Annotated in this window: 34 protein-coding genes and 1 tRNA gene; 30 read left to right on the forward strand and 5 right to left on the reverse strand. The window is 63.3% G+C overall.

The window, feature by feature from the left end:
• Positions 1 to 8: 8 nt before the first annotated feature.
• The gene (locus BOSE46_RS21615; protein WP_159540820.1) at positions 9 to 830 is read left to right on the forward strand and encodes an acyl carrier protein; all 822 of its coding nucleotides are present in this window, start codon (positions 9 to 11) and stop codon (positions 828 to 830) included.
• 6 nt (positions 831 to 836) lie between these two features.
• On the opposite strand, the gene BOSE46_RS14005 is transcribed toward BOSE46_RS21615, so the two are convergent.
• Positions 837 to 1,346, reverse strand: a complete 510-nt coding sequence (locus BOSE46_RS14005) for a DUF3145 domain-containing protein (protein WP_159542787.1) — start codon at positions 1,344 to 1,346, stop codon at positions 837 to 839.
• 111 nt (positions 1,347 to 1,457) lie between these two features.
• Here BOSE46_RS14005 and BOSE46_RS14010 point away from each other — a divergent pair, with 111 nt between their 5' ends.
• Positions 1,458 to 1,763 (forward strand): GNAT family N-acetyltransferase, encoded by a 306-nt coding sequence (locus BOSE46_RS14010; RefSeq protein WP_159540821.1) that lies wholly within the window; start codon positions 1,458 to 1,460, stop codon positions 1,761 to 1,763.
• A 53-nt stretch (positions 1,764 to 1,816) separates the two neighbouring features.
• A complete protein-coding gene (locus BOSE46_RS14015; protein ID WP_159540822.1) occupies positions 1,817 to 2,497 on the forward strand; it encodes a GAF and ANTAR domain-containing protein in 681 nt (226 codons plus the stop codon).
• Positions 2,498 to 2,500: 3 nt separating this feature from the next.
• Here the strand turns inward: BOSE46_RS14015 and BOSE46_RS14020 are convergent, their stop codons facing one another.
• Positions 2,501 to 2,929, reverse strand: a complete 429-nt coding sequence (locus BOSE46_RS14020) for an HAD family acid phosphatase (protein ID WP_159540823.1) — start codon at positions 2,927 to 2,929, stop codon at positions 2,501 to 2,503.
• Between the two features lie 98 nt (positions 2,930 to 3,027).
• Between BOSE46_RS14020 and BOSE46_RS14025 the strand changes: the two genes are divergently transcribed.
• Positions 3,028 to 3,405, forward strand: a complete 378-nt coding sequence (locus BOSE46_RS14025) for a VOC family protein (protein WP_159540824.1) — start codon at positions 3,028 to 3,030, stop codon at positions 3,403 to 3,405.
• Positions 3,406 to 3,416: 11 nt separating this feature from the next.
• Here BOSE46_RS14025 and BOSE46_RS14030 read toward each other — a convergent pair.
• The 3 genes from BOSE46_RS14030 to BOSE46_RS14040 all read right to left on the reverse strand — a co-directional run bounded on the left by BOSE46_RS14030 (position 3,417) and on the right by BOSE46_RS14040 (position 5,707).
• Positions 3,417 to 3,490, reverse strand: a tRNA-Met gene (locus BOSE46_RS14030).
• 17 nt (positions 3,491 to 3,507) lie between these two features.
• A complete protein-coding gene (locus tag BOSE46_RS14035) occupies positions 3,508 to 4,614 on the reverse strand; it encodes a site-specific integrase (RefSeq protein WP_159540825.1) in 1,107 nt (368 codons plus the stop codon).
• Positions 4,615 to 5,296: 682 nt separating this feature from the next.
• A complete protein-coding gene (locus tag BOSE46_RS14040; RefSeq protein WP_159540826.1) occupies positions 5,297 to 5,707 on the reverse strand; it encodes a hypothetical protein in 411 nt (136 codons plus the stop codon).
• 476 nt (positions 5,708 to 6,183) lie between these two features.
• Between BOSE46_RS14040 and BOSE46_RS14050 the strand changes: the two genes are divergently transcribed.
• The 26 genes from BOSE46_RS14050 to BOSE46_RS14185 form a co-directional block, all read left to right on the forward strand.
• A complete protein-coding gene (locus BOSE46_RS14050) occupies positions 6,184 to 6,375 on the forward strand; it encodes a helix-turn-helix domain-containing protein (RefSeq protein ID WP_159540828.1) in 192 nt (63 codons plus the stop codon).
• A complete protein-coding gene (locus BOSE46_RS14055; protein WP_159540829.1) occupies positions 6,372 to 6,785 on the forward strand; it encodes a GIY-YIG nuclease family protein in 414 nt (137 codons plus the stop codon). The genes BOSE46_RS14050 and BOSE46_RS14055 overlap by 4 nt, the downstream gene beginning before the upstream one ends.
• 201 nt (positions 6,786 to 6,986) lie before the next feature.
• Positions 6,987 to 7,445, forward strand: coding sequence for a hypothetical protein (locus BOSE46_RS14060; protein WP_159540830.1), 459 nt, complete (start codon positions 6,987 to 6,989; stop codon positions 7,443 to 7,445).
• On the forward strand, positions 7,442 to 7,585 hold the full coding sequence (locus BOSE46_RS14065) for a hypothetical protein (protein ID WP_159540831.1): 144 nt from the start codon (positions 7,442 to 7,444) through the stop codon (positions 7,583 to 7,585). The genes BOSE46_RS14060 and BOSE46_RS14065 overlap by 4 nt, the downstream gene beginning before the upstream one ends.
• Positions 7,582 to 7,917, forward strand: coding sequence for a hypothetical protein (locus BOSE46_RS14070; protein WP_159540832.1), 336 nt, complete (start codon positions 7,582 to 7,584; stop codon positions 7,915 to 7,917). Before BOSE46_RS14065 ends, BOSE46_RS14070 begins: the two co-directional genes overlap by 4 nt.
• Positions 7,917 to 8,150, forward strand: coding sequence for a hypothetical protein (locus tag BOSE46_RS14075; protein ID WP_159540833.1), 234 nt, complete (start codon positions 7,917 to 7,919; stop codon positions 8,148 to 8,150). Before BOSE46_RS14070 ends, BOSE46_RS14075 begins: the two co-directional genes overlap by 1 nt.
• A gap of 396 nt (positions 8,151 to 8,546) precedes the next feature.
• On the forward strand, positions 8,547 to 8,906 hold the full coding sequence (locus tag BOSE46_RS14080; protein WP_159540834.1) for a hypothetical protein: 360 nt from the start codon (positions 8,547 to 8,549) through the stop codon (positions 8,904 to 8,906).
• A 247-nt stretch (positions 8,907 to 9,153) separates the two neighbouring features.
• A complete protein-coding gene (locus BOSE46_RS14085) occupies positions 9,154 to 9,729 on the forward strand; it encodes a hypothetical protein (protein WP_236551755.1) in 576 nt (191 codons plus the stop codon).
• Complete coding sequence (locus BOSE46_RS14090) at positions 9,726 to 9,908, forward strand: hypothetical protein (protein WP_159540836.1); 183 nt, start codon at positions 9,726 to 9,728, stop codon at positions 9,906 to 9,908. Before BOSE46_RS14085 ends, BOSE46_RS14090 begins: the two co-directional genes overlap by 4 nt.
• A gap of 103 nt (positions 9,909 to 10,011) precedes the next feature.
• The gene (locus BOSE46_RS14095) at positions 10,012 to 10,644 is read left to right on the forward strand and encodes a hypothetical protein (protein WP_159540837.1); all 633 of its coding nucleotides are present in this window, start codon (positions 10,012 to 10,014) and stop codon (positions 10,642 to 10,644) included.
• On the forward strand, positions 10,641 to 10,910 hold the full coding sequence (locus BOSE46_RS14100; RefSeq protein ID WP_159540838.1) for a hypothetical protein: 270 nt from the start codon (positions 10,641 to 10,643) through the stop codon (positions 10,908 to 10,910). Before BOSE46_RS14095 ends, BOSE46_RS14100 begins: the two co-directional genes overlap by 4 nt.
• Positions 10,907 to 11,755 carry a PD-(D/E)XK nuclease-like domain-containing protein gene (locus tag BOSE46_RS14105; protein ID WP_159540839.1) on the forward strand — a complete coding sequence of 283 codons (849 nt, stop codon included), beginning with the start codon at positions 10,907 to 10,909 and terminating at the stop codon, positions 11,753 to 11,755. The genes BOSE46_RS14100 and BOSE46_RS14105 overlap by 4 nt, the downstream gene beginning before the upstream one ends.
• Entirely contained in the window at positions 11,752 to 12,615 is an 864-nt protein-coding gene (locus BOSE46_RS14110; protein ID WP_159540840.1) for an AAA family ATPase, read from the forward strand. The genes BOSE46_RS14105 and BOSE46_RS14110 overlap by 4 nt, the downstream gene beginning before the upstream one ends.
• Before the next feature lie 196 nt (positions 12,616 to 12,811).
• On the forward strand, positions 12,812 to 13,270 hold the full coding sequence (locus BOSE46_RS14115; protein ID WP_159540841.1) for a RyR domain-containing protein: 459 nt from the start codon (positions 12,812 to 12,814) through the stop codon (positions 13,268 to 13,270).
• A 472-nt stretch (positions 13,271 to 13,742) separates the two neighbouring features.
• The gene (locus tag BOSE46_RS14120; protein WP_159540842.1) at positions 13,743 to 14,030 is read left to right on the forward strand and encodes a hypothetical protein; all 288 of its coding nucleotides are present in this window, start codon (positions 13,743 to 13,745) and stop codon (positions 14,028 to 14,030) included.
• A 1,584-nt stretch (positions 14,031 to 15,614) separates the two neighbouring features.
• Positions 15,615 to 16,124, forward strand: coding sequence for a hypothetical protein (locus BOSE46_RS14130; protein WP_159540844.1), 510 nt, complete (start codon positions 15,615 to 15,617; stop codon positions 16,122 to 16,124).
• On the forward strand, positions 16,121 to 16,333 hold the full coding sequence (locus tag BOSE46_RS14135; protein ID WP_159540845.1) for a hypothetical protein: 213 nt from the start codon (positions 16,121 to 16,123) through the stop codon (positions 16,331 to 16,333). The genes BOSE46_RS14130 and BOSE46_RS14135 overlap by 4 nt, the downstream gene beginning before the upstream one ends.
• Positions 16,330 to 16,539, forward strand: coding sequence for a hypothetical protein (locus tag BOSE46_RS14140; RefSeq protein ID WP_159540846.1), 210 nt, complete (start codon positions 16,330 to 16,332; stop codon positions 16,537 to 16,539). The genes BOSE46_RS14135 and BOSE46_RS14140 overlap by 4 nt, the downstream gene beginning before the upstream one ends.
• A complete protein-coding gene (locus tag BOSE46_RS14145; protein WP_159540847.1) occupies positions 16,536 to 16,793 on the forward strand; it encodes a hypothetical protein in 258 nt (85 codons plus the stop codon). Before BOSE46_RS14140 ends, BOSE46_RS14145 begins: the two co-directional genes overlap by 4 nt.
• A gap of 232 nt (positions 16,794 to 17,025) precedes the next feature.
• The gene (locus BOSE46_RS14150) at positions 17,026 to 17,343 is read left to right on the forward strand and encodes a hypothetical protein (protein WP_159540848.1); all 318 of its coding nucleotides are present in this window, start codon (positions 17,026 to 17,028) and stop codon (positions 17,341 to 17,343) included.
• Positions 17,344 to 17,584: 241 nt separating this feature from the next.
• Complete coding sequence (locus BOSE46_RS14155; protein WP_159540849.1) at positions 17,585 to 18,160, forward strand: hypothetical protein; 576 nt, start codon at positions 17,585 to 17,587, stop codon at positions 18,158 to 18,160.
• Positions 18,157 to 18,306, forward strand: coding sequence for a hypothetical protein (locus BOSE46_RS14160; RefSeq protein WP_159540850.1), 150 nt, complete (start codon positions 18,157 to 18,159; stop codon positions 18,304 to 18,306). The genes BOSE46_RS14155 and BOSE46_RS14160 overlap by 4 nt, the downstream gene beginning before the upstream one ends.
• On the forward strand, positions 18,306 to 18,521 hold the full coding sequence (locus tag BOSE46_RS14165; protein WP_159540851.1) for a hypothetical protein: 216 nt from the start codon (positions 18,306 to 18,308) through the stop codon (positions 18,519 to 18,521). The genes BOSE46_RS14160 and BOSE46_RS14165 overlap by 1 nt, the downstream gene beginning before the upstream one ends.
• Positions 18,522 to 18,666: 145 nt before the next feature.
• Complete coding sequence (locus BOSE46_RS14170) at positions 18,667 to 19,572, forward strand: hypothetical protein (RefSeq protein ID WP_159540852.1); 906 nt, start codon at positions 18,667 to 18,669, stop codon at positions 19,570 to 19,572.
• Positions 19,573 to 19,708: 136 nt separating this feature from the next.
• Positions 19,709 to 20,428, forward strand: coding sequence for a GIY-YIG nuclease family protein (locus BOSE46_RS14175; RefSeq protein ID WP_159540853.1), 720 nt, complete (start codon positions 19,709 to 19,711; stop codon positions 20,426 to 20,428).
• Positions 20,429 to 21,192: 764 nt separating this feature from the next.
• The coding region (locus BOSE46_RS14185) for an IS481 family transposase (RefSeq protein WP_159540855.1) at positions 21,193 to 22,198 on the forward strand (1,006 nt) is incomplete at its 3' end.

Genomic DNA, 22,198 nt, shown 5'->3' on the forward strand with positions numbered 1-22,198 from the left:
CTCGACGCGTGCCGTCTTCCTCATCAGTCCACGAACAGCTCACGGACATTCTCGTACGAGTCGTCGGCTGTCCCGCCGACGCTGTCGTGCCCGAAGCGAACCTCAAGGAGCTCGGCACCGACTCTCTGACGATCGTGGAGACTGCTGAAGAGCTGGGCCGGCGTTTCGACGTCTATCTCTCCGATGACACGGTCGACACCCTGGTCACCGTGCAGGATGCGATCGACGCCGTCGTACGCCATGACGGCTCCACGCCGCCTGCCCGCAGCGGCCGGGTGCCCACGACACTGGAGTCCCCCGCGCCGCCGGTCCGCGACGAGGAACACGTACGCCGGCGGCGGCTGGGTGAGCGACTGATCATCTTGTTCGTGCTCCTCGGCGCAGGCCTGGGCGCGATCCTCGGCTTCGGCGGCTCGGCCCTCATCGAGGCAACCGGCCTCGGCTCGGTCAACCTGCCGCCGATCAGCAATCCGACCACGGCCCCGACGTCGTCACCGACGGACACCCCGACGCCCGAGCCCACCGAGACGACCACGCCCGACGCGAGCAAGCCGAAGCCGACGATCAAGGTCTCCAAGGAGCAGGTCTCCCCGGGTGAGCGATTCACGATCCAGGGCACGTTCGCCGGTGCCGGTGAGGGCGCCGAGCTGCAGATCCAGGTCAAGGACGAGGGCAGCGACTGGGACGACTTCCCGATCGAGACCACGACCCGTTCCGGCGGCAAGTTCAAGACGCAGATCTACACGTCGCGCACGGGCGACCGGCAGTTCCGGCTGCTCAACAAGAAGACCGACGAGGCGACGCCGGCCGTGACGGTCCAGATCGGCTGACCGCTCCTAGATCACCTGGTGCAGCCAGCGGACCGGGGCGCCGTCGCCGGCGTGACGGAACGGCTCGAGCTCGGCATCCCAGGCAGTGCCCAGCAACCCGTCGAGCGCGGTCTCCATGTCGACCTCGCCCAGTGCGACCTTGACCCGGAAGGCCTTGATGCGGTCCTCCGGGATCAGGATGTCGCCGTGCAGCCCGGCCATGGCGTGGAAGATGCCCAGCGACGGCGTGTAGGAGTAGCGCGCGCCCTCCGTGGATGCGGTGGGCTCCTCCGTGACCTCGAAGCGCAGCTTGTCCCACCCGCGCAGGGCCGATGCCAGGGCCGCGGCCGTTCCGGCGGCTGCCTGCCACGACAGCTCGGCACGGTAGGTGCCTGGCTCGGCCGACTGCGGCACCCAAGCGATGTCGGGAGTGCCGCCGAGCACGCCAGCGGCAGCCCACTCGACATGCGCGCACAGCGCAGACGGAGCTGAGTGCACGAAAAGAACACCCCGGGTCGGGGTGGTCGGCGAAGACATATTCATCGGTGCCTCCCTAGTGTCGCCTTCCCCAGCGTCTTGGGTGCACCTGAGACCATTGTGACGCATGTTCTCCTGTACGGACAACATCTCAGCCGAAGGGAATGTCGGATGACGACCACCGTGGCGGACAATCCCGCCTCATCCCGCTTCGAGATCACCGTCGACGGCGAGCTCGCGGGGTTTCTCGACTACCGCAAGGACGGCGACGAGTACGCCCTCCCGCACACCCGCATCTTCACGCAGTTCGAGGGTCGCGGCCTGGGCACGGAGCTCGTGACCGGTGCGCTCGCCCTGATCAGCGAGCGCGGTGGCACCGCGTTGCCCTACTGCCCGTTCGTCCCCAAGGTCATCCGCGACCATCCCGAGTACCTTGAGCTCGTCCCCAAGGACCAGCGCGACACCTTCGGGCTCTAGCCCGGATTGCCGCGACGACGCATGCCGCGTGGCCAACCGGGTACGTACGCGTGATGACAGAAGAGGGACTGCAGGACAGCGTTCGCCGTCTCGCCGAGGCGCTCAAGCCCGGCGACTACGACGCGACGCTCGGGGCGATCACCGCGGCCGCCGTGGACGTGCTCCCTGACGTCGAGTACGCCTCGATCACGGTCAAGCACTCCGACGACAGCATCGACACCGTCGCGCCGACCGACCCACTCGTCCTCGATCTCGACAGCAAGCAGTACGAGCTCAAGGAGGGCCCCTGCTACGACGCGGCGACCGAGACCGCGCACGTCATCTCGCCTGACCTGGCAGCCGACGATCGCTTCCCGGCCTACGGTCCGTACGTGGTGGGCAAGGGCATCCGCGCGCAAGCGGGCCTGCGGCTGTTCGACGCGCCCGCGTCGCAGGGCGCACTCAACCTCTACTCACACCGGCTGGGCGCGTTCGAGGACTTCTCCACGCTCGCCGACCTGTTCGCCCATCAGGCAGCCGTCGCGATCGGGTACGCCCGTGAGATCGCCGACCTCAACGACGCGATCCGGACGCGCACGACGATCGGGCAGGCCGTCGGCATCATCATGGAGCGCTACGGACTCAGCGACGAACGGGCGTTCGCGTTCCTGACCCGGCTGTCGCAGCACGGCAACATCAAGCTCAGGATCGTCGCGGCCGAGATCGTCGCCGACATGGAGCGTCAGCGCGACTGACGGTCAGTCGACCACGTGCACGTTGATGCCGTTGTCGCGCCACAGGTCGATGACCGCGGGCTTGTCGTCCCACGCATCCAGCACGGTGAAGCCGTCGTCGGCGATCTGGGCGAGGATCTCCTTCTTGATCACGACATCCTTGCGGTAGTCGCCGACGATCCGCATGTAGAGCGCGTCGTAGGGGATGCCGTGCTCCACCAGCCAGTCGAGGGTCAGGTCGCGCCAGATGAACTCGCGCGACGTCACCACGAGGACAGCCCGCCCCTTGTCCCGCTCCGCGCGGGCCGCCTTGACCATCTTGGGTCGCGGCGGGCACTGCGCCGACGCCGCGTGGAACGCGTAGAAGTTCTTGTCCTCACCCTCGATGAAGTGCTCGATCGTCGTGGTGTCGCACAACGTGCCGTCCATGTCGAAGATCACCGCGTCGCGCATGCCCCGATTGTGTCGCATGACTCGGACAACCGGGACTGTCGCCTTCGCGGACCGACCGGCGTACCGTCTGAATCGGGGTACAAGCAGAGGAAGAAACCATGCTGAACGATGCTGAAATCTACGCCGTCCTTCCTGCCTCGGACCTGGGACGAGCACGCGAGTTCTACAAGGACAAGCTCGGTCTCGAACCGTCTGAGGAACGCGGTGACGGGCTGATCTACCAGAACGCAGCCGGGACGAAGATCCTGCTCTACGAGACCCAGTTCGCCGGCACCGCGCAGAACACGGCGCTGAGCTGGGCCACGAGCGACCTCGATGCCGAGATGGCCGACCTGCGCAGCAAGGGCGTGGTGTTCGAGGACTACGACTTCCCGGGCCTGAAGACCGAGAACGGTGTGGCCACGTACGAGGAGGGTCGCGGCGCGTGGTTCAAGGACTCGGAGGGCAACATCCTCTCGGTGACCGAGATGGGCTGACCTGATCGTCGTAGGGAGGGCGGGGCTCGAACCCGCGACCCAGGGATTATGAGTCCCCTGCTCTAACCAGCTGAGCTACCTCCCCTGAGCGTAAACCGAACCTCACGACACCCGGGCGTGGGGCTTTCGTGGGGCAGCCAGTGCCTGGAGGATCGCCCCGGCATCGGTCTGCGCAAGGTGAGCGTACCGTTGCGTCGTCGTCGGAGAGACGTGACCCAGGAGCCGGCCAACCTCGGCGAGTGAGACGCCGTTCTGCAGAAGCCATGAAGCATACGAGTGGCGACAGTCGTGGATCCGCACGTGCCCGATGCCGGCAGCCTCGACCGATGGAGTCCACACCCGGTATGCCCAGTTGGAGTTCCGCAGCGGCGCCCCTCCCTCTGTGGTCAGGACCAACGGGCCGGGGCATCGACCAGTGGCGTGCTCCACTCCGCAGGTTGCCCCACGTGGGGCAAGATCTCTCAGTGCGTCCTCGAGCTCGGGCGTCAGGGGAACGTCTCGGGTGCGCTTCCCCTTCGGGTACGCCTTCATCCGCCCGTCACTTTCGTCCCACGTCTCTACGACGCGCAGCTTGCCCAGCTCGAGGTTGACGCGGGACCAGTGCAATCCTGCGAGCTCGCCCCACCGCAGGCCAGTGTTCACCAGCATGTCGGCAATGAGTTGATCGCGAGTCGTCGGCAACTGCTCGCGGAGAATGTCGAACTCCTCGTGCGTCATGTACCGCTCTTGGGCCAAGGCACCACCGGGCATCTGGATCCTCGACGCCGGGTTCGCCTGCACGATCTCCCCATCAACGGCTGCGGACATGGAGGCCGAGAAGAGGTGGACGCACCGTTTCACCGTCTCCGGCCCGAGGCCATCCTTACGCAGCTTGGCGATCCATGCCTTGACGTCCTGCCTGGTGATCGACCCGATCGGCACGGTCGCCCATTGCGGCTCGAGGTGGTTCTTCCATCTGCCCTTGTCCTGCCGCAGGGTCGATGGCTGCACGTCCCGAGTAGGCCACCACTCCTCGGCCCACTGCCCCCACGGCCGCCGATACGCCTCGGGATCCTTGACCAATGACTTGCGTGCCAGTTCCTCGCGGGCCGCTGCCGCCCTCTCGGCCTTTGCCTTGTGCGTGAACGTGCCGGCGCTGCGCCGCTTGCCGAACGAGTCACGATAGACGCCGCGGTACTTGCCACTGGGGAGACGCTCGGACCATGCCATCCCTCCATTATCCCCCACTCACATCACCCAGCGGCGGAGTCAGCGTGGTCTCAGCGTCATCAAAGGTGCTGGGCGGTTTCGGCCAACTGTTGAAATTTGCGGAAGCCCGTGACCTGACAGCCAGTCGCGCCGTTGGGCTTGGTAGGGGTGACATCACATGGACAGCACACCGCGACGAACGATCAGGGTTCCCGACCACGTCTGGCACGCGGCCAAGAAGAAGGCAGCGGCGCGCGGGCTGACGATCAGCCAGGTTGTGCGGGTCGGCCTGAGTCGCTGGCTCAAAGACTGTCATGACGAACCTCGGCGGAAACGATGACTTTCGCAACGATCGAACATCTCGCGGGTTACGGTCGTTTTTGGGAGTGTCGCCGTGGCAGCTCTCGGAGGCCCGTTGTGTCAGAACGGCGATCTAAAATGTCGAACAAGGGTTCGACTTGCCCGCAGTGCATCGCCCGCTGCGGGGCATCATCACAGGCGATCGGGGAAAGCGAATCTAGGGGATGCGTAAGCGCAGCGATAGGTGTGTCCGGGTCATTGATGTACCGGGTCTGGGGGGCGAGGGTGTCGTGGTCGACACCTCGATTGAGACGATCGTGCTACTCGATCCGATGATGTCTTGCGAGGACCGGATGGACTGCATGAATCAAGTATTGGACGAGCGGGATCCCCGACTGGCCGGCTAGGGCTTCTTAGATGCCCGCTTGCGTGGCTGGACCGAGTGGCCCCGCTTCATCGTCTTCTTAGCTGGCGGTGCGCCATTGCCTGGACCTTCTTTCGCGAGAGTGATGATGAGTGCATCGAGCGCATTTCGTACCGGCTTTGAGAGGCGGCCAGCCTCGAGTGGCGGCGTCCACGGTCCGAGTTCTCCCGGTGCCGCAGAAGCCGCCTGTCGAACCCGTGTGATGGGCAGTTCGAATCCGTAGGCCAGAGCTTGGAGATACTTCTCCTTGGGTCGCTCTGGATGATCCCCGTCGATGTACCGGTAAATCGTTCCTTTGTTCATCGAGTGCTCTTCACTCTTCTCGATGCGCTCCACAGCCCTTGCGGTTGCGACCTTGGAGTCGAGAAGAAGTTCGGATAGCGCTGTCATGCCTACAAATCTCCCGCTGGATGGCGTGCATTGGCAAACGTCTTCGTGCGTGACTATGCACAAACTACACCGTCGTAACCGCTCAATTCCCTCACACTTCCTTACAAATTGGTCTTGCCAAAGTGCAGGAACGTGTGCACACTAGTCGTAAGTCGTTGCGACAAGCGACACAGATCCTTACAGTGAGGCGAAGAGATGCAACCAGATCAATGGAGGTTGACGGTGAAGCTCAAGAGCCACCGCGCACTCATCGAGTACATGCAGTTCCGAAAGATCGGGACCGGCTACGAACTCGCCCGTCGTGCAGGACTGAAGCCCGGCGTCGTCGGCCACCTCGTAGCCAAGCGCCGCGATTCATGCTCACTCGCCACTGCCGGCGCAATCGAGGAAGCGCTTGGCTGCCCTAGCGGTTTCCTCTTCGAGCCTCGAATGTCGCAAGTCGCTGACACAATGCGACACAAGCAAGGGGCGAACGCATGACCATCGACCTCAACACACGCATCTGGCACAACACCGAGCAGGCCGCGGAGTACACGGGGTATCACCCCGACACCATCGCCGCCGCTCTCAGATCGGGCGAGCTCGTCGGTACGCAGCGGATGAAGAACGGCCGCTGGCGGATCCACCGGGACGCGCTCGATGCGTGGCTGCGCGGTGAGACGTCATGAGTGTCTACTTCGCCAGTGTCGGCCTGTACATGAAGGTCGGCTACTCCAAGGATCCGGTTGGGCGTGCGGCAAGTCTGACGACAGGCAAGGCCCAGTACCGTCCCGCCGACATCGAACGCGGCGCGCACGCCGACTTGATCGGATGGTTCCCGGGCGACCATGCAGCTGAGCGCGCCGCACACATGGCACTCGGCCGCAAGCACGTCATGTGCGAGTGGTTCATCGACTGCCCCGAGGTTCGCGACTACCTGCGCTACCAGGACGACGCAGTGCTGGTCCACGAACTGTCGGCGCTGGCCCTGCTGGCTGTACTCCGCGGCCTTCCAGTCGCCGACGCAGCGACAACGTACCCGCTGGGAAGCATGGACGAGGCGCTGGACGCGATGGCCGCAGCTAGGCGTGCATCATGACCGCCCAGCTCGCAGCCTTCGCCATCATCGCTTGGTTGCTCATCGTCGCAGCCGGCCAGTGCATCATCGACGCGATCAGGAGTCACCGATGAACGCCCTCACAGACCTCCTCGCAGCCGCCATCGTCACCGCCTTCGATGCGCTCCTGTCCGTGTGCATGGTCGCCGATGACGCGGTCGCAAGTGTCCGTGGCGGTGTGTTGTGAGGCCGCCGATCGAGCCGAAGGACATTCGCAAGGGTGACCTGATCCGGTGGGAGTCGACGAACCGGGTCGGGACCGCATCCGAGTGGGTCGCGCAATCTGATGGTGAGCATCCATTCACGGGCGACTACTACCTCTTAGATCGTCCCCAGCCCGTCGATCTGCCCGACAAGCCGACGCTGGGTTGGGTGACCATCACTCCGCCTGCTGGATCGTTCCCCACGCGCACAGCCCTCGCGCAGTGGTCACTGAAGTCGTCCTTCGGCAAGGACCGAGCAGAGGCAACGGGGCACATCGTCGACAGGGAGTGGGTCGCAGCCTTCACCCCCGCGACCGCCGTCCCGACGTCAGTGCTCGATGAGTTCCGTGAGTCTGTCGGGCGCTGGGACTACCTCGACCCCAACAGCATCGTGGGCAAGTTCCTCGCAGCCGTCGATGCAGCAGGTGATCCCCGATGACCCGCAACTATGCCGCTGAGTCGTTCGCAGCGTTCCGTGAGTTCGCGACACAGGCACAGTCGGCGCGCATTGTCGAGGCTGCAACTGATGGTGAGGCTGTTCGGAATGCGGCCGTCGTCGAGGTTGGTGGCGAGGGATGAGTGGCGTCAAGACGGACTACACCCGTGAAGACCTCATCGCGATCTGCGAGAAGGCGATCGTTCCTGAGAGTGACTGGAGTGACCGTGACTCACAGCGGTCGCAAGTGAAGATCGGTCAGGCGTGGGCGTTGCTCAAAGCCGGGTGCGACTGGCATCTCGCCGACGACCCTGAGACCGACGCCAGGACGATCTGGATCGAGATCTACAGCCAAGGCTTCAACTGGTTCGAGGGCGGCTATGACGGACGCGATGACGAGTTCCTGACACGCGACCTGTTCTACCTCCCGACGCCCGGTCGGCTCATCAAGGCTGACGGCAAGGACTGGTACTGATGACCGCCGACACCTACGCGCAGACCGACCTCATGGCCGCAATCGCTGAGGCCGAAGCTGAGTGTGACAAGGCGTTCGGTCACCTCGACGCGGCAGATGGTTTCGACGAGAACACGTTGCTGCGGGAACAGATCGAACGACTGGCCCGCACATGCGACACGTTCAGCGCGAATGACATTCCTGAGTGGGTGCGTGCGGTGACGAATCCGAATCGCATGGTCATCGAGTGCTGACGTATCGCGGGGTGGCGTGATGCCTCCCGAGGGCTACTACGAGCGCCATCCCCCAGCGTACTGCCGATGCTTCATCGTCCCCGTCTTCTCTGACTTCGATCCGGTCGCCGAGGCCGAAGCGATCTGTCGAGAAGCCTCCCCCTAGCGCCGGCATCGTCTGGGCCGTCCGTCACGTCACTCCCGAGCGGACGGCAACTCCTCCAGGCGGTGTCGGGAATACCTCCACCAACCAAATGCAGAAGCCGGATCGCACCAATCGACCCGGCTCCCAACTAAGGAGCAAGTCTAATGCAAGAGTCATGGTCCCTCGGGACACTCATCGGCCTACCGGTCTTCATCGTGTCCATCGTCGGTCTTCTGATCGCAGCCGTCTGGTTGCGGAAGTTGAACGAGCGCGTGGACACCTACGACAAGGGCCTCCCAATCATCGCGTCCTGGGCATCGCTCGGCATCGCGATCGTGGTCACGATCATCGCGGCATGGGGCTTCTACCCATACAGCGCTGAGTACCACCAGTGGCGCACCGTCAGTGGTGACGTGACCGACGTCAACTCGCGCATCTTGTCGACAGGCAAGTCGTCGATCAATCAGCGCTTCGTCGTCGAGATCGACGGACAGGCATACGGCTGCGACGACACCCGCTGCGCCTCCGTCAAGGTAGGCGACGTCCTGACCATCTCCTGTAAGCGGGAGTGGCAGTACGCGGGCGTTGACGGCTACGGCTGCAACTTCGTGAGCAACGAGGCCCGCGCATGATCACCCCCACCTCCCCGTCAACAGCATCTGAGGCATCCCACGCACGCCAGTACGGCGCGATTGATGACATCATCCGGGCTGCACAACTCGCCGACTACATCCCCCGACGCGCGAAAGCTCGTCACGTGGAGGAGTTCGGCAGCGAGTTCGACCGGCACATCAGTGAGTCTGCTGCGTGGATCATCCGGTGCGTTCGCGTGCATCCGAACCGTCCAGTGGGCGCGCATGTGGCTTGGGGGACAGCGCGATGAGTGGACCGAACCCAGACTGCGCCTCTCGCAATCGACCTCACGGCCCTCACACCCTGTTCGGTCCTGGCGGAAACAAGCCCGGCTCGCATTGTGCCGGACTGCCCGAGCCGGATGAGCGCCAGATCGTGCCAGCGGTCTCGGCAACCGACGGTGCCGCGAAAGTCAGCGACAAACTCAACTGGACGATCGACCAGAACCACCAGTTGCAGGCCGAGGTCGAACGGTTGCGGAAGGCCGTGATCGAAGTGCCACCCCGCCTCGCTGGACTGATGGCTGATCTCGGCGGTGAACTACAGAAGGAGCGGGAGTGGATCGCTGACTTCATCCCGTTGGTCGAGCGGGTGCAGGACGAGCGGGACCGGCTCAAGGCGGTGTTGACGAAGGCTCTGGCGTTAGCCGATCGGGCCTGCATCTGCGACGAGTGCGAGGCATACCGCGACGACCTCCGCGCCGCCCTGTCGTCCACTGATCCTGCGACCGAGGCCAACGAGGTCGACCGGTATCACCAGGCCAACTGTGTGACCACGCCGGACACGCGGTGCACATGCCCTGACCCCGAGGCCACCTCATGATCGAACTCATCGCCTACACCATCGTCGCCCTCGCGCTCACCGTCGCACTCTGGGCACTCCCGCTCTGGTGGTTCCGATCCACAGCAGCAGCAGACACCTACCGCCGCGAATGGACCACAGGCAGGGACCAGCACTACAGCGATGACCGTGACGCCCTCCTGCGACGGAGAGCCTCATGAGCGCGCACACGATGTCGAACCTCACACCAGTCGACGCTGGCATCCTCCTCGCACTGTTGGCGCTGATCCTGCTGGCGATGTTCTTCAACCTTCGGGACCGGTCATGAGTGGGGAGACAGAGCGCACGTGCAGCAAGTGCGACAAGACGCAGCCGATCGACGAGTACTACGAACTGCGATCCGGCGTCAACGGGCGGATGGCTCACTGCCGAACCTGCAACAACAAGCGCCCGCCAACCGAGAACCGAGTCATCTACAAGCGAGCCCGCAACCGGGCATACGCCGACTTGGTCAAGCGTCATGCGGACGAGTTCAACGCGCTGCTCGAGGATCACAAGGCTAAGGCCCTCGCCGAGCTTGAGGAACTGAGGGAAGCGGCTGCGACTCAACGTGACGAAGATGTCGCTCTCCCCCGGTTGAAGCCGGGGCCGAAGCGCAATACCGACTCGTCGGTGGTCGACCGGCTGGACGTTGCCCGGTGCCCGCACTGCCACTCGTACCACGATCACGGTCACGAATGTGAGACGTGCGGCGACGTGCCGGTTGAACTCGTCGACGCTGGTCTGGACATCGACTACGTGGCGATCGAGCGACGCATGAAGGGTGACCGCTCGGTCGTGCTGAACCGGGACGAGAGCCACGAACTGATCCGTCTATGGATCCAACAGGGCGGCACTGTCACCTCCTGCGTGAACACCACTGGCATCCGTGCTGACCGATTGGACGTGTCCGCATGACCGCCAACGATCCCACCGCCCCCGATGCACCCCGCGTTCTCAAGGCCGGATGCCGGGTCACTGATTCACGTCCCTGCCCGCAGCATTTCGACATCGCGGACCACAGATTGGACCCGCGCAACAAGTCGTGGGTGCATCCGGTCCTGTCTGAGCGCGGCTACTGGATCTGCCCGCCGCTCGAATGTGTTGCCGACTCGAACGTGCTGCACGACATCGACGACATCCACCTTTGCCGCGAATGCATGCCCGAGGAGGTGGCGAAGTGAGCGCCGATACTGCCGTCCTCGACAACATGGACGAAGCCGAGTATCACGCCCATCCAGCGCTGTCGGCGACCGGCATGAAGTGGCTCCTGCGATCCCCGCTGCACTACCGGCAGATGATCGACAACCGTGTCGAGAAGGCCGTGTTCGATCTAGGCCATGCGGTCCACGCCAAGGTGCACGGAGTCGGCGCCGGCGTCATTGCCATCCCTGAGAACGTCCTGTCCAAGTCGGGCACCACAGGCACCAACGCTGCACGTGACTTCATCGAGAAGGCTCGGGCCAAGGGGCTCGTCCCACTCAAGGCGGAGACGGTCGAGAAGGTCGACCGCATCGCCGAGGCTGTCCTGCGCAACGTCAAGGCGCGCAACCTCCTCGAGCTTCCCGGCCGAACCGAACTGAGCCTGTTCGCCACCGACGAAGAGACGGGCGTCCAGTTGCGCGGGCGCCTCGACCGACTCACCGACTCGCACATCCCCATCGACCTCAAGTCGACCGGCGACGTCCGACGCTACAAGATCCAGCGCACCATCGAGGACTTCGGCTACGACATCCAGGCCGAGACGTACCGCACGTTGGTGCGTCTGGCGCTGGGCGTCGAACCGAGACCGATGCAACTGATCTTCGTAGAGACCGACCCACCCCATGAGGTGCGCGTCGTTCAGTTGGCGCACGAGGACTGGATCAACGTCGGTCGGTCCAAGATGCGCGCGGCCATCCGTGTCTTCGCCCGATGCGCAGAGTCCGGCGAATGGCCCGGCGAGGACGACCAGTCCGACGAGATCGAAGCAATCGAACCGCTCCCCTACTACCTGATGATCAACGACCACTTGGAGGAAGTCTCATGAGCAACAGACGCACCCGTAAGCCCACCGGCAAGGCATCGTGGCCTCTCGTTCTTCTGGCCGGACAGCAGAAGTGTGGCAAGTCGTTCACGGCTTCCGTGTTCAGCGGCTCCGACCTGATCGACCGCACGTTCTACATCGAGGTCGGCGAGGGATCAGCGGATCAGTACGGCGCCATCCCCGGCGCACGCTACGAGATCGTCGAGCACGACGGCTCGTGGGCCGACATCCTCGCTGCCGTCGAGTGGGCCGTTGCGGAACCGAGACCAAACGGTAAGCCGCACGCCCTCGTCATCGACTCCATGACCGAGCTCTGGGGGCTGCTGTCCGATGAGCAGGACTCGATCGCCAGAGATCGCAACAAGAACACCATCACGATGGATCAGTGGAACAGCGCGAAGAAGCGTTGGCGCAAGGTCATCGACGCGGCGCGTAAGAACGCCGGCCCGGTCATCTTCACCGCCCGCTACAACGAGGTCACGGTGATGCGCAACGGCAAGCCGACCACCGACAAGGAATGGAAGGTCGACGCAGAGAAGAATCTCGCCTACGAGGTCGATGCGATCATCACGTGGAAGCAGCCGCGGGAGCCGTACATCAACGGTGTGCGCACCGTTGCATTCGACGTGCCCCCTGGCGGCTTCGCGCCGAAAGATCCCGCGAACTTCGATCTCGACAAGTTCTTCCGGTCGTTGCAGATCGACGGTGCAGACCGTGTGTACATCGCGCGCAAGGAAGATCCCGACGCACACACGCCAGCACCTGACGCCGTGACTCCTGACGATCCCGCCCTGAACTCGCAATGGGACGAATCCCCCGAGCTGAAGTCGAACGCCGACTCGATCGTGGGCGGTGTGGCATGAGCGGGCGTCCGAGTGTCGACAAGGTCAGTGGTCAGTTCTTCCGCAAGGGGAAGTGCGAGGTCTGTGGGAAGCACACCGAACGGCTGCGGACCTTCACGGCGACGACCTTCTCCGAGGTCGAGTCAAAGGGCGCTGCTTGGACTGAACCCCTGCGGCACCGGAAGTGTGAATGGCTCGCGATTCCCGAGGCAACCTCATGAGCAACCACGAGACCGACCGCGACATCGAAACCCAGCGCCAGATCCAGCAGTCCGCGCATGAGTCCGAGGTGTTCGAACAGTCGGACGCGGCGAAGGTTGCGGCAGTGGCGGCGGTGTGTGAGGCGGCCGAACTCAAGCAGGGTCACGCCGTTTGGTCCGCGCAGGTCACCACACGCGACATCCGCACAGCCCTCGTAGACCCGGATGCAGCCCTTGAGCGCGTGAGGGCCGAGGCGCGTGCTGAGGCGTTGCCGAGTGTGGAGGTAGTCGCCGCCAAGGTTCATGAGGCGTGGATGAAGACGAAACGCGAGCAGGGTGTGACGTCACGTCCGAGCGAGTGGGGCGAGGAGCAGATGGTCCCGTATGCCGACCTGAGTGAGCGCGCCAAGGATCTCGACCGATCCACCGTGTTGGCCGTGTTCGACGCCATCAAGGCGGTGACCCCCGATGTCTAACCACGCGACCCGCATCCTCCCCAACAACGCAGGCGCATTCAGACTCCACAGAACCACATGCGAAACGTGCGGCCCGTTGCATGACTGGACAACGGACTACGACGACGCGAAGACAGCGAAACGACGACACGACTCACTGTGGGCCGCTGATGCTGTGGTCGCTACGGGGGTGAGCGGGGAATGAGTGAGTACGAATGCTGCGCGTCGGGTTCGTGCGAGGTGTGCCGTCGACCGGTCGGATACACCCAGCAGCAGCGAGACGAAATCCGAGACTACGAGCCGCCGTGGGTCCGTCAACATCGCGCGGAGGGCTGGCTATGACCGCGCGCACATGGCTCGTGCTAGCCGATGACGGGACCGAGGACGGTTGCGACTCATGGATCGGGCACGCAGCGAACGCCACTGACGCGTTGATCGGGTCGGGCTTTGATGCCGACGCGATATTCCAAGTCTCGCCATTCAGGAGTACCTCATGACCCGCCGCAACGTCACGATCCTCACCGACACCGACACCACCTCCCGCCCGGTCACCGTCATCTCACACACCGGCAGAGTCCTCAAGCGTCACGTTCACGACACCGGGATCACATGCGGCGGGATGCCTGTCGTTGCTGTCGATGGCGTGCTGTACGTCGTGGGGTTGATGCGCTCCGGCCACTGCATCGACAACCTGTGCCACCACTGCACATGGCCACGATGCGAACACCACTGCCATCACACGCACGCCGCCGAAACAGTCGCACAGGAGACCACCACATGACCTGCACAACATGCGGCAAGAAGGGATGCGTCGGCCAACTTTGCCGACGATGCGCCACCAATGCCGCGAACAACCTCGAGCTCACAGGTGGGCAATGGCGCTACGACCCGGCCACACATGTACGGCGATGGGTGCGGGATTTGGTCGCTCAGACGTTCGATGAAGGCGCGCTTTGGCCTGCAATTTCAAGTAGACTGACAGGGACAACTCAAGACGTGAAACGGCCCGACCGAGAGTGCGCAAACACCTCAACCGGGCCTATCACAACCGCCCCTGAACAGACCAGGAGTAGCAATGACTAGCCGCGATTATAGACAGAACTACGAGTGCAGCAACAGGGAAGCTGAACTCCCTCCCGGACAGTGGCTCGGTGGCCTCGTTAAGCGATTCGTACCCGACCAGCCCGAGCTCGAATTCGCGCCCGCACCTTCCCACTGCTACTGCGGTGCGCTGCTCATCGAAGGCGCCTGTGACGACTGCCTGACATGGGCCGTCAAGAACGCTCGCCAGTGGGAATGGGACCAACAGCGATGGGCCAACCGACATCGCGTGTGGCAGATCCTCGACGCGCGTAAGTCGGTGGCCGCATGAGTGACTTTACGAAAGTCCATGACGGACGCTCATACGGCTACTCGTGGACGGGACCAAAGTGGATGTGTAACGTCTGCCATCGCACTGGCTACAGCAACCCGAGCGAGCCTCGCGGATATAGCCAGTGGTACACCGCCTGCGAACGCGGCCATAGCCCGTGTGAGTGGTGCGGGCGCGAGTTGACCCTGCGCATGGATGGAACGCCGAGAGTCCACTCCCGATGCAAGGAACGCCCCGACGAAGCCGAACTGCTGCGCCTTGTGGCCGCAGAGGTGGTCGCCGAGGTCCGCATGGGTGTGCGGGGACCATTGACGCCGACCTCAATGGCGGTACTCGATCGACTCACCAGGGAGGTGTCGTGAGTTGCCATCCATCCGGCCCGAGAAATTCGACTCCCGCCCACACGTCCGAATCGACCACGGGCTGCCAGAAAATCGCAAAGTTGCCGACCTTTCCGACGCAGCTTTTCGTCTCTACATCGAAGCTATTTGCTTCTGCTCCCGAACCGAATCCAACGGCTACATCAGCGACGCACAGATGCGCCGACTCGGCTCAACCAAGGTCGTCCGCGAACTCCTGGACTCCGACCCTGAGAAGCCACTCGTGTTCAAGAGCGGCAAGGGCTATGAGGTCCGAGATTACCTGCAACACCAGCGATCCAAGGACGAAATCAGCCAACTCAGAAGCACCAGAACAACGTCCGGGACGCTCGGATCACACACCCGCTGGCACGTCGCGAGACGACGCTTCGACCCCGAATGCGAACACTGCAAGGAGGAGCGAAGTGCATAGCAAACCGATAGCAAACCCCATAGCAAGTGCTATAGCAAACGCATTAGCAAAACGATGCCTATGCGATAGCAATGTCAGTGTCATAGCCAATGTCAGTGTCAGAGGGTCTTTACCTAAGTCTGTCTATTGCATCTATCACCTGCCCCTGCACCGTCACTTAGGTGATAGGGCCAGCCTCGCAACGGCAGGGGCAGGCAAAGGATGAACAAGACAGAGGCACAACGCATCGCAGCCGTGGTCAATCTGCTGCGTCCTGAATGGTCAACCGGGCTGCTGATGAAAGTGCTCGGAGACGACCGGATGATTCGCAGGCCATACGCCGACGCACTCATCGCCCTCACAGCCTGCGCCGTTGACTCGACCACCAAGCAGCCAGGACGCGTGCACGAGAACGGCACATGGTGGGCAGCGGTCTCAGCAGCCAACCCCAAGGGTCCGCAGTATCGCCAAGCTCGACCCGGTTACTGCGTCATCTGCGGCGAGCATTGGCCACTGCATGGAGAGCCGAATCAGTACGGCGGGCATCACTACGAGAACCCGCTGGACCCGCGCAAGTCCGCGCTACCCACCGACGAACAACGGGCCGCACTCGAAGCCGCACGCATCGAAGCCGAGAAGAAACTCACCGCCGCACGAGAAGCCGAGGTCAAACGCGAAGTTCGCGACCCAGCGGACGTCATCGCCAACCACGCAACGAAGGAGAACGCATGACCAACGCACACTCGGCCCTGAACACACTAAGCCTCGCAACAATCCCGAAGTCACCACGACGCAGGAACCGTGCTGACCGGATCGCTGAAGCCCAGGTGTACGCGCTACTTGCCATCGCCGACGCCCTCGACGCAATCCGTGACGAGTACGAACCACGCGCCCCGGCAACCGTCGACACCGCGCACGTTGAAGGTGGGGAGGAGTTGTGAGTGAGTCACTCGAAGGCCGCGCGTGTCAGGCGATCGTGGCCCACTTCGCGTACTTCAGCCAGTGGTGCAACGAGCCAGCGACGACCTTGTATCGCCCGGACACCTTCGTGTTGCCGATCCCGGTCTGCGACGAACACAACCCCGACAAACCAACCCCAACCCCCGCCGACATGACGCCGGCCGAAACGCAGGAGACAAGCGAATGAGCAGTTACGAGATCGAGACCGGACCCGACAACGAACTCCGCAGTGAAATCAAGCATGCGCTGAACCGAGCGAGCGCCGAGAATCCATCTGGCTCACCGGATCACATCCTCGCCGACTTCCTACTGGACTCGCTGGCGGCGTTCGACAGGGCCGTGCAAGCAAGGGCGACATGGCGAGGCGAGTCGGTCGAACTTCCGGCACTGACTCGACTCCATGAAGCGCCACCACTGGTCGACCCGGACGCCACCTCATGACCGCCGCGAACAGTCCCGACGCACAGGCCGACGATGGGCGCGCGGAGTCCATCGAGACGTGCGGATGGTGTGGCCGGAACCCTGCGACGGGGCTCGCATCAATCTGCGAGGTGCGTCTGTGTCACGGCGACGACGACCCTGAGCCGACCTGCTATCAGCTCCAGCAGTGGGAGATGTCCACGACCGGCTCGTTCCTGCTGCAAATCCATCCGCGAGTCGAGGGGTTCGAATCATGACCACGGACGATGGGCGCACGCTGGATGCTGTGGGGCGGTTGCGTGCGGCTGCGGAGATGCTTCGAAATGCGGGGAACGCTGTGGCCGATGACCCAGAACCCACGCCGGATGACCTAGACGCGATTCGGGCTCTAGGCATCGGCGCCCTGTTCATGTCGCCACCTGTCGCGCTGGCACTGGCTGACTGGCTCGATGCTGAGGCGTATCTGATTGAGGGTCAGCTCGGATATCCCGACCTGCACACGCGCCCCAACTTCGGACGTCTCGCGCAAATGGAAGCGCTAACGAACGCAATCCTGGGCACCCGCTCATGACCCGCGACGACGGATGGGACGACTCTGAGTTGGACGCCTTCGCACTTGGCGCTGCTGACGAGAAGGGCATGCGACGTGACGGCGACGTTGGGGAACGGGCGCGACGGGGATTGAAGGCTGCTGCAAATCACACGCGTGAAGTTCTCCGCCGTAAGCCTGAAAACGCGGGAGACGGCGATTCTGTGGCGCTCAGGGCTATTCCAGACTTCCGACTTGTTGGCCGATCGATGGAGGAGAACGCATGAAGAAGATCCCAACCCTGTTCGTCAGGGACGCAGAAGACCGCCGATACGTGACCGACGAAGTGACACCCGGTTGCGAGTGGGTGATCACTGGCGAAGGTGTGGCGACCCGCAAGTACGACGGCACGTGCATGGCAAAGCTCGAAGGTATTGGTTGGGTGGCACGCCGAGAGGTCAAACCCGGGAAGACACCGCCTCCCGGATTCATCGAAGTTGACCGCGATGAGGCGACTGGCAAGATCGTCGGCTGGGAACCGGCTCAGCAATCGTCGTTCGTCAAGTTCTGGCGTGAGGCCATTGAGGGCAAACACGCCGACCATCCCTACGGCACCTACGAACTCTGCGGCCCGAAGATCAACGGCAACCCCGAAGGCTTCGACAGGCACGCCCTGATCTCGCACGACCGAGCCGCGAAGGTCAACCTCTTCGAGAGCGTCAGCCCTGACCTAGGCGACATGGAATTCGTCTTCCGCACGATCCGCTCATGGGGTTGGGAGGGCATCGTCTGGCATCACCCTGACGGGCGCATGGCGAAACTCAAGGCCCGCGACTTCCCACGACCGGACCAGGCATGAGAGTCCGGCTCGCCATCACGCTCACATTCGGCGACGAGCCCGCACCCGATGACGACCTGACCGTGGACCTCGTCGGCACCCACCACATCCCGCAAGCCAGCTACGACGTTGGGTTCCGACCCGACGATGACGGACGGAGCAAGTGATGAGGCCAACCACTGACGACCTCGACCAGCAGCAGCGAGTGAGGGCGCGCTACGCCTCCCGCAACGAGACGCGCTGTGTCGGGACGATCATCGCCTACTCCGAACGCCCCATGGTCTGCATCCAGACCGACGACGGCGAACACGTCTGGTGGGTCGCCGACATCACAGACCGCCTCGACGACGAGACCGGACCAGCACCCGAGGACCAGCCATGACACCCCGCGTCACCATCGCCGACCACAGCCAACCCGTGCCACCACTCATGCTCACCGCTGACGACGCACGGAAGCTGGGTGGGTTGCTGGTGGCTGAAGCGGAATGTTACGACCGGACGAACCGACCTGACGAGGGAGAATGCGCATGAGTCGCAATGCTGAGTGGATCGCCAAGACCAGGGTCGAGCTCGCCCGACTCCTACGCGACATCCCGAACCTGTGCCTCGAGTTGCATTGGGAAGCAAGGGCTAGGCATAGCGACCGCATTTTCCCTGGCGGTCGCCCACTCGACATGATGGCGCCGGCATCAACCCCGTCGCGCTGGGAGCAGACCTACGAGCAGCTCGAGTCTATGCGCTGGGATGAGGGTGTGGTGTGGGAAGACATCGACTATGCACCCGACCAGCGCGCCGAGGACGACCATCACCCGCTCTACGTCATGGCGTCATGGACCGAGATCATCCGTGAGGAGCGAGACCAGCCGACCGACCTCAAGCCCACTATCAGCCGGTGCGTGGACTACCTCAAGGGCAGCATCGACTGGTGCCTGCGAACGGACGAGCATGGCGACATGGAGTGGCTGGCGATCGACCAGATGCTCGAGGATCTCGAAGGGGTCAAGCGCGCGATGGAGAACGTTCTCATCGTGGGACTCAGAGCCGAGCGAACGCGGGTCAACTGCACCCAGGAGAAGTGCGACGCCAAGCCGCGGCTGATCAAGATCTACGGGGCGCAGGCTCGATGGGATGAGTACAAGTGCCCAGGCTGCGGCGACCGCTACACACCGAGTCAGTACGAGGCGGCGAGATCCAAGAACTTCAGGACGACTGGGACCATGGAGAAGTTCATCTCTGTGGATCTGGCCAAGTCCTCGATTGATGCCGACAGGCGCACGTTCTGGTCATGGATGGACCGGCTCCAGACGCGGGCCGTGTGTGACATCAAGACCCGCCGTGTCATGGTCTGGTGGCCCGTCGTCTACAAGCTCGACCTCGACCGCCAAGACCGCGCACTGAAGGCTCGCCTTAAGAAACTCAAGCGATCAGCATGAACCTGAATAGAGGTTGTGGTTCAATGGACTTGCAGACGATCCGGTTGTTTCGGCGTTCCCGCGCACAGGGCGCGGATCGAATCTCCGAGTTTCTGTCACCCGCCGCCCCTAGAATTACAGGGGAAAGGCGGCAACCGTGACGAAGTTCTCCCCCGAGTTCGAGGCATATCTACAGGCCGTCGAGGCAGGCGAAGACCCAGCACCGCCCAACTTCAAAGGCCGCCCCTTCGTCCAGCCGCTACCGCCTCGGCCTGACATGTCCGAGCAGCGCCGACGCCAACGCCGCCACATGCAAGATGCAGCCACCAAGCGAGCCGAGCTCACTCTTTGCCAGATGCCGCTATGTATTCAGCCGTCCCTCATCCTCGACGGCAAAGGGTTGGGCATCTGCTTGCGCTGCTCATTCGCCGTCATCGACTACTGGGACCGCACAGCCGAAAAGATCAAAGCCGACGAGATGCGCACCGCGATCCGCGAGCGTCGCGTCCGTAAGCAACTCCATGAGCAGGTACTCGGCGAGAAGGAACGCGAGCGACGTCGGCAAGCACCTGGATGGATCTACTACATCCTCATCAACGACCGCATCAAGATCGGCTACTCCAAGGATCTCAAGAGCAGGATGCGCGACTACCCGCCAGATTCACCCATCCTCGCCATCCACCCTGGCACCAAGCAGCTCGAGTCAGAGATGCACGCCAAGTTCGCAGGCAGCAAGGCAGCTGGCCGCGAATGGTTCCTCGACACCCCCGAACTACGGCAGCACATCAAGGATGTCATCAGTCAATTCGGTGAGCCTGACCGTGCACGCTACGAACACCGCGGCCAACACAAGCAGAGGAACCTCAAGGCGTCATAGTTCGGAGGTGTGTCATGCAGCCACCCGGATCAATGACCGACGCCGAGATCACACACCGACTCGACACCATCGGCGCACAGTTCCACGTCGCCAGTGCTGAACGTCGGGCCGTGCTTCACACGGTGGTCGACGATCTGCTGGACGAACAGGCACGACGGCGCTCACTCGTTGACCATGGCTAAGCATCCCTGCCTTGAGTCTGGTTGCCCTACCCTGCTCAACCCTGGTGTCACACGCTGCACACCACACGAGCGAGCACGAGACAAGGCACGAGGCACCAGCACTGAACGTGGCTATGGTGCCGACCACCAACGACTACGCGCACGATGGCAACGCAGGCTAGACGCAGGCGACACCATCCGATGCTGGCGACCCGCCTGCCTCAAGCCGATCGATCCGAGGCACTGGACGCTTGGTCACTGCGACATCGACCGCACCATCTACCACGGGCCTGAGTGCCCACGCTGCGACTACGCGGTGGCAGGTCGGACAGGGTGCCCACACCCCTCTCACACCTGACACCCCACCCATCGACCCNCTACGTGACTGGTGTGACTGGTGGGAATGAATTGAACTGAATTACAACAGTGGTACTTGGTGCTGCAATCCCGCCCGAATGGGCCCCACCACTCCCTGGACTAGCTGTGATGCCCAGGCACGTTGGTCGAGATCGTGTGACGTCTCGATCTGATCTGTAGACGGGTGAAGACCTCCCGGTGTGGAGTGGAGCTGTTGAGAAACCGCTTCACGACCAGGAGGTCTTCATGTCCCACGCTACCCATTCCAACGCTGCCCTGACGCCACGTGCCCGCCTTCGGTTGGCGCGTCTGATCGTCGACCAGGATTGGCCGATTCCACGCGCGGCCGAGCGATATGACGTGTCGTGGAAGACCGCGAAGAAGTGGGCCGACCGCTACCGTGCTGAGGGGCCGGCTGGCATGGTTGACCGGTCTTCGGCTCCGCACCATCAGCCGAACCGGACACCACAACCGGTGGTCCGCAAGATCGTGCACCTGCGCTGGAAGCAACGACTGGGTCCGGTCGAGATCGGCGACCGGCTCGGCATGCCGTCCTCGACCGTGCACGCGGTGCTGGTCCGCTGCCGGGTCAACCGACTCACCCATGTCGACCGGGCCACCGGTGAGCCGATCCGTCGCTACGAGCACGAGAAACCGGGCGACATGATCCATGCCGACGTCAAGAAGCTCGGGAAAGTCCCTGACGGCGGCGGCTGGCGTTACGTCGGCAAGCAGCAAGGCGACCGGAACCGGTCGGCAACCACCGTCCGCACCGGCGGATCGCGCAACAAGCACGGCAACCCGCTGATCGGGACCTGCTACCTGCACACCGTGATCGATGACTACTCCCGAGTCGCCTACGTCGAGGCCCACGACGACGAGACCAAGGAAACCGCCGCGGCCGTGCTGCGCAACGCTGCCGCGTGGTTCGCCGAACGCGGCGTCACCGTTCAACGAGTGCTGACCGACAACGGCAGCTGCTACCGATCCACGCTCTGGGCCCAGACCTGCGCCGAGCTAGGCATCACTCCGAAGAAGACCCGGCCCTACCGGCCCCAGACCAACGGCAAGATCGAACGCTTCCACCGCACACTGGCCGAGGGCTGGGCTTTCAAGAAGTTCTACAACTCCGAATCAGCACGACTCGCAGCGCTGCCATCATGGATCCACGAATACAACCACCACCGGCCCCACTCAGCAGTCGGGCAGAAAGCGCCCATCACCAGATTGGACAACCTGGCTGGGCATCACA

Origin of the sequence: Aeromicrobium sp. 9AM (assembly GCF_902506105.1) — a bacterium.
Classification (GTDB): Bacteria; Actinomycetota; Actinomycetes; order Propionibacteriales; family Nocardioidaceae; genus Aeromicrobium.

What these genes read in the sequence shown, in the direction of transcription:
- BOSE46_RS14005 (WP_159542787.1), bottom strand. Translation starts at nt 1,346, where the DNA reads ATGTCTTCGCCGACCACCCCGACCCGGGGTGTTCTTTTCGTGCACTCA.
- BOSE46_RS14010 (WP_159540821.1), top strand. Translation starts at nt 1,458, where the DNA reads ATGACGACCACCGTGGCGGACAATCCCGCCTCATCCCGCTTCGAGATC.
- BOSE46_RS14015 (WP_159540822.1), top strand. Translation starts at nt 1,817, where the DNA reads ATGACAGAAGAGGGACTGCAGGACAGCGTTCGCCGTCTCGCCGAGGCG.
- BOSE46_RS14020 (WP_159540823.1), bottom strand. Translation starts at nt 2,929, where the DNA reads ATGCGCGACGCGGTGATCTTCGACATGGACGGCACGTTGTGCGACACC.
- BOSE46_RS14025 (WP_159540824.1), top strand. Translation starts at nt 3,028, where the DNA reads ATGCTGAACGATGCTGAAATCTACGCCGTCCTTCCTGCCTCGGACCTG.
- BOSE46_RS14035 (WP_159540825.1), bottom strand. Translation starts at nt 4,614, where the DNA reads ATGGCATGGTCCGAGCGTCTCCCCAGTGGCAAGTACCGCGGCGTCTAT.
- BOSE46_RS14040 (WP_159540826.1), bottom strand. Translation starts at nt 5,707, where the DNA reads ATGACAGCGCTATCCGAACTTCTTCTCGACTCCAAGGTCGCAACCGCA.
- BOSE46_RS14050 (WP_159540828.1), top strand. Translation starts at nt 6,184, where the DNA reads ATGACCATCGACCTCAACACACGCATCTGGCACAACACCGAGCAGGCC.
- BOSE46_RS14055 (WP_159540829.1), top strand. Translation starts at nt 6,372, where the DNA reads ATGAGTGTCTACTTCGCCAGTGTCGGCCTGTACATGAAGGTCGGCTAC.
- BOSE46_RS14065 (WP_159540831.1), top strand. Translation starts at nt 7,442, where the DNA reads ATGACCCGCAACTATGCCGCTGAGTCGTTCGCAGCGTTCCGTGAGTTC.
- BOSE46_RS14070 (WP_159540832.1), top strand. Translation starts at nt 7,582, where the DNA reads ATGAGTGGCGTCAAGACGGACTACACCCGTGAAGACCTCATCGCGATC.
- BOSE46_RS14075 (WP_159540833.1), top strand. Translation starts at nt 7,917, where the DNA reads ATGACCGCCGACACCTACGCGCAGACCGACCTCATGGCCGCAATCGCT.
- BOSE46_RS14085 (WP_236551755.1), top strand. Translation starts at nt 9,154, where the DNA reads ATGAGTGGACCGAACCCAGACTGCGCCTCTCGCAATCGACCTCACGGC.
- BOSE46_RS14090 (WP_159540836.1), top strand. Translation starts at nt 9,726, where the DNA reads ATGATCGAACTCATCGCCTACACCATCGTCGCCCTCGCGCTCACCGTC.
- BOSE46_RS14095 (WP_159540837.1), top strand. Translation starts at nt 10,012, where the DNA reads ATGAGTGGGGAGACAGAGCGCACGTGCAGCAAGTGCGACAAGACGCAG.
- BOSE46_RS14100 (WP_159540838.1), top strand. Translation starts at nt 10,641, where the DNA reads ATGACCGCCAACGATCCCACCGCCCCCGATGCACCCCGCGTTCTCAAG.
- BOSE46_RS14110 (WP_159540840.1), top strand. Translation starts at nt 11,752, where the DNA reads ATGAGCAACAGACGCACCCGTAAGCCCACCGGCAAGGCATCGTGGCCT.
- BOSE46_RS14115 (WP_159540841.1), top strand. Translation starts at nt 12,812, where the DNA reads ATGAGCAACCACGAGACCGACCGCGACATCGAAACCCAGCGCCAGATC.
- BOSE46_RS14120 (WP_159540842.1), top strand. Translation starts at nt 13,743, where the DNA reads ATGACCCGCCGCAACGTCACGATCCTCACCGACACCGACACCACCTCC.
- BOSE46_RS14130 (WP_159540844.1), top strand. Translation starts at nt 15,615, where the DNA reads ATGAACAAGACAGAGGCACAACGCATCGCAGCCGTGGTCAATCTGCTG.
- BOSE46_RS14135 (WP_159540845.1), top strand. Translation starts at nt 16,121, where the DNA reads ATGACCAACGCACACTCGGCCCTGAACACACTAAGCCTCGCAACAATC.
- BOSE46_RS14145 (WP_159540847.1), top strand. Translation starts at nt 16,536, where the DNA reads ATGAGCAGTTACGAGATCGAGACCGGACCCGACAACGAACTCCGCAGT.
- BOSE46_RS14150 (WP_159540848.1), top strand. Translation starts at nt 17,026, where the DNA reads ATGACCACGGACGATGGGCGCACGCTGGATGCTGTGGGGCGGTTGCGT.
- BOSE46_RS14155 (WP_159540849.1), top strand. Translation starts at nt 17,585, where the DNA reads ATGAAGAAGATCCCAACCCTGTTCGTCAGGGACGCAGAAGACCGCCGA.
- BOSE46_RS14160 (WP_159540850.1), top strand. Translation starts at nt 18,157, where the DNA reads ATGAGAGTCCGGCTCGCCATCACGCTCACATTCGGCGACGAGCCCGCA.
- BOSE46_RS14165 (WP_159540851.1), top strand. Translation starts at nt 18,306, where the DNA reads ATGAGGCCAACCACTGACGACCTCGACCAGCAGCAGCGAGTGAGGGCG.
- BOSE46_RS14170 (WP_159540852.1), top strand. Translation starts at nt 18,667, where the DNA reads ATGAGTCGCAATGCTGAGTGGATCGCCAAGACCAGGGTCGAGCTCGCC.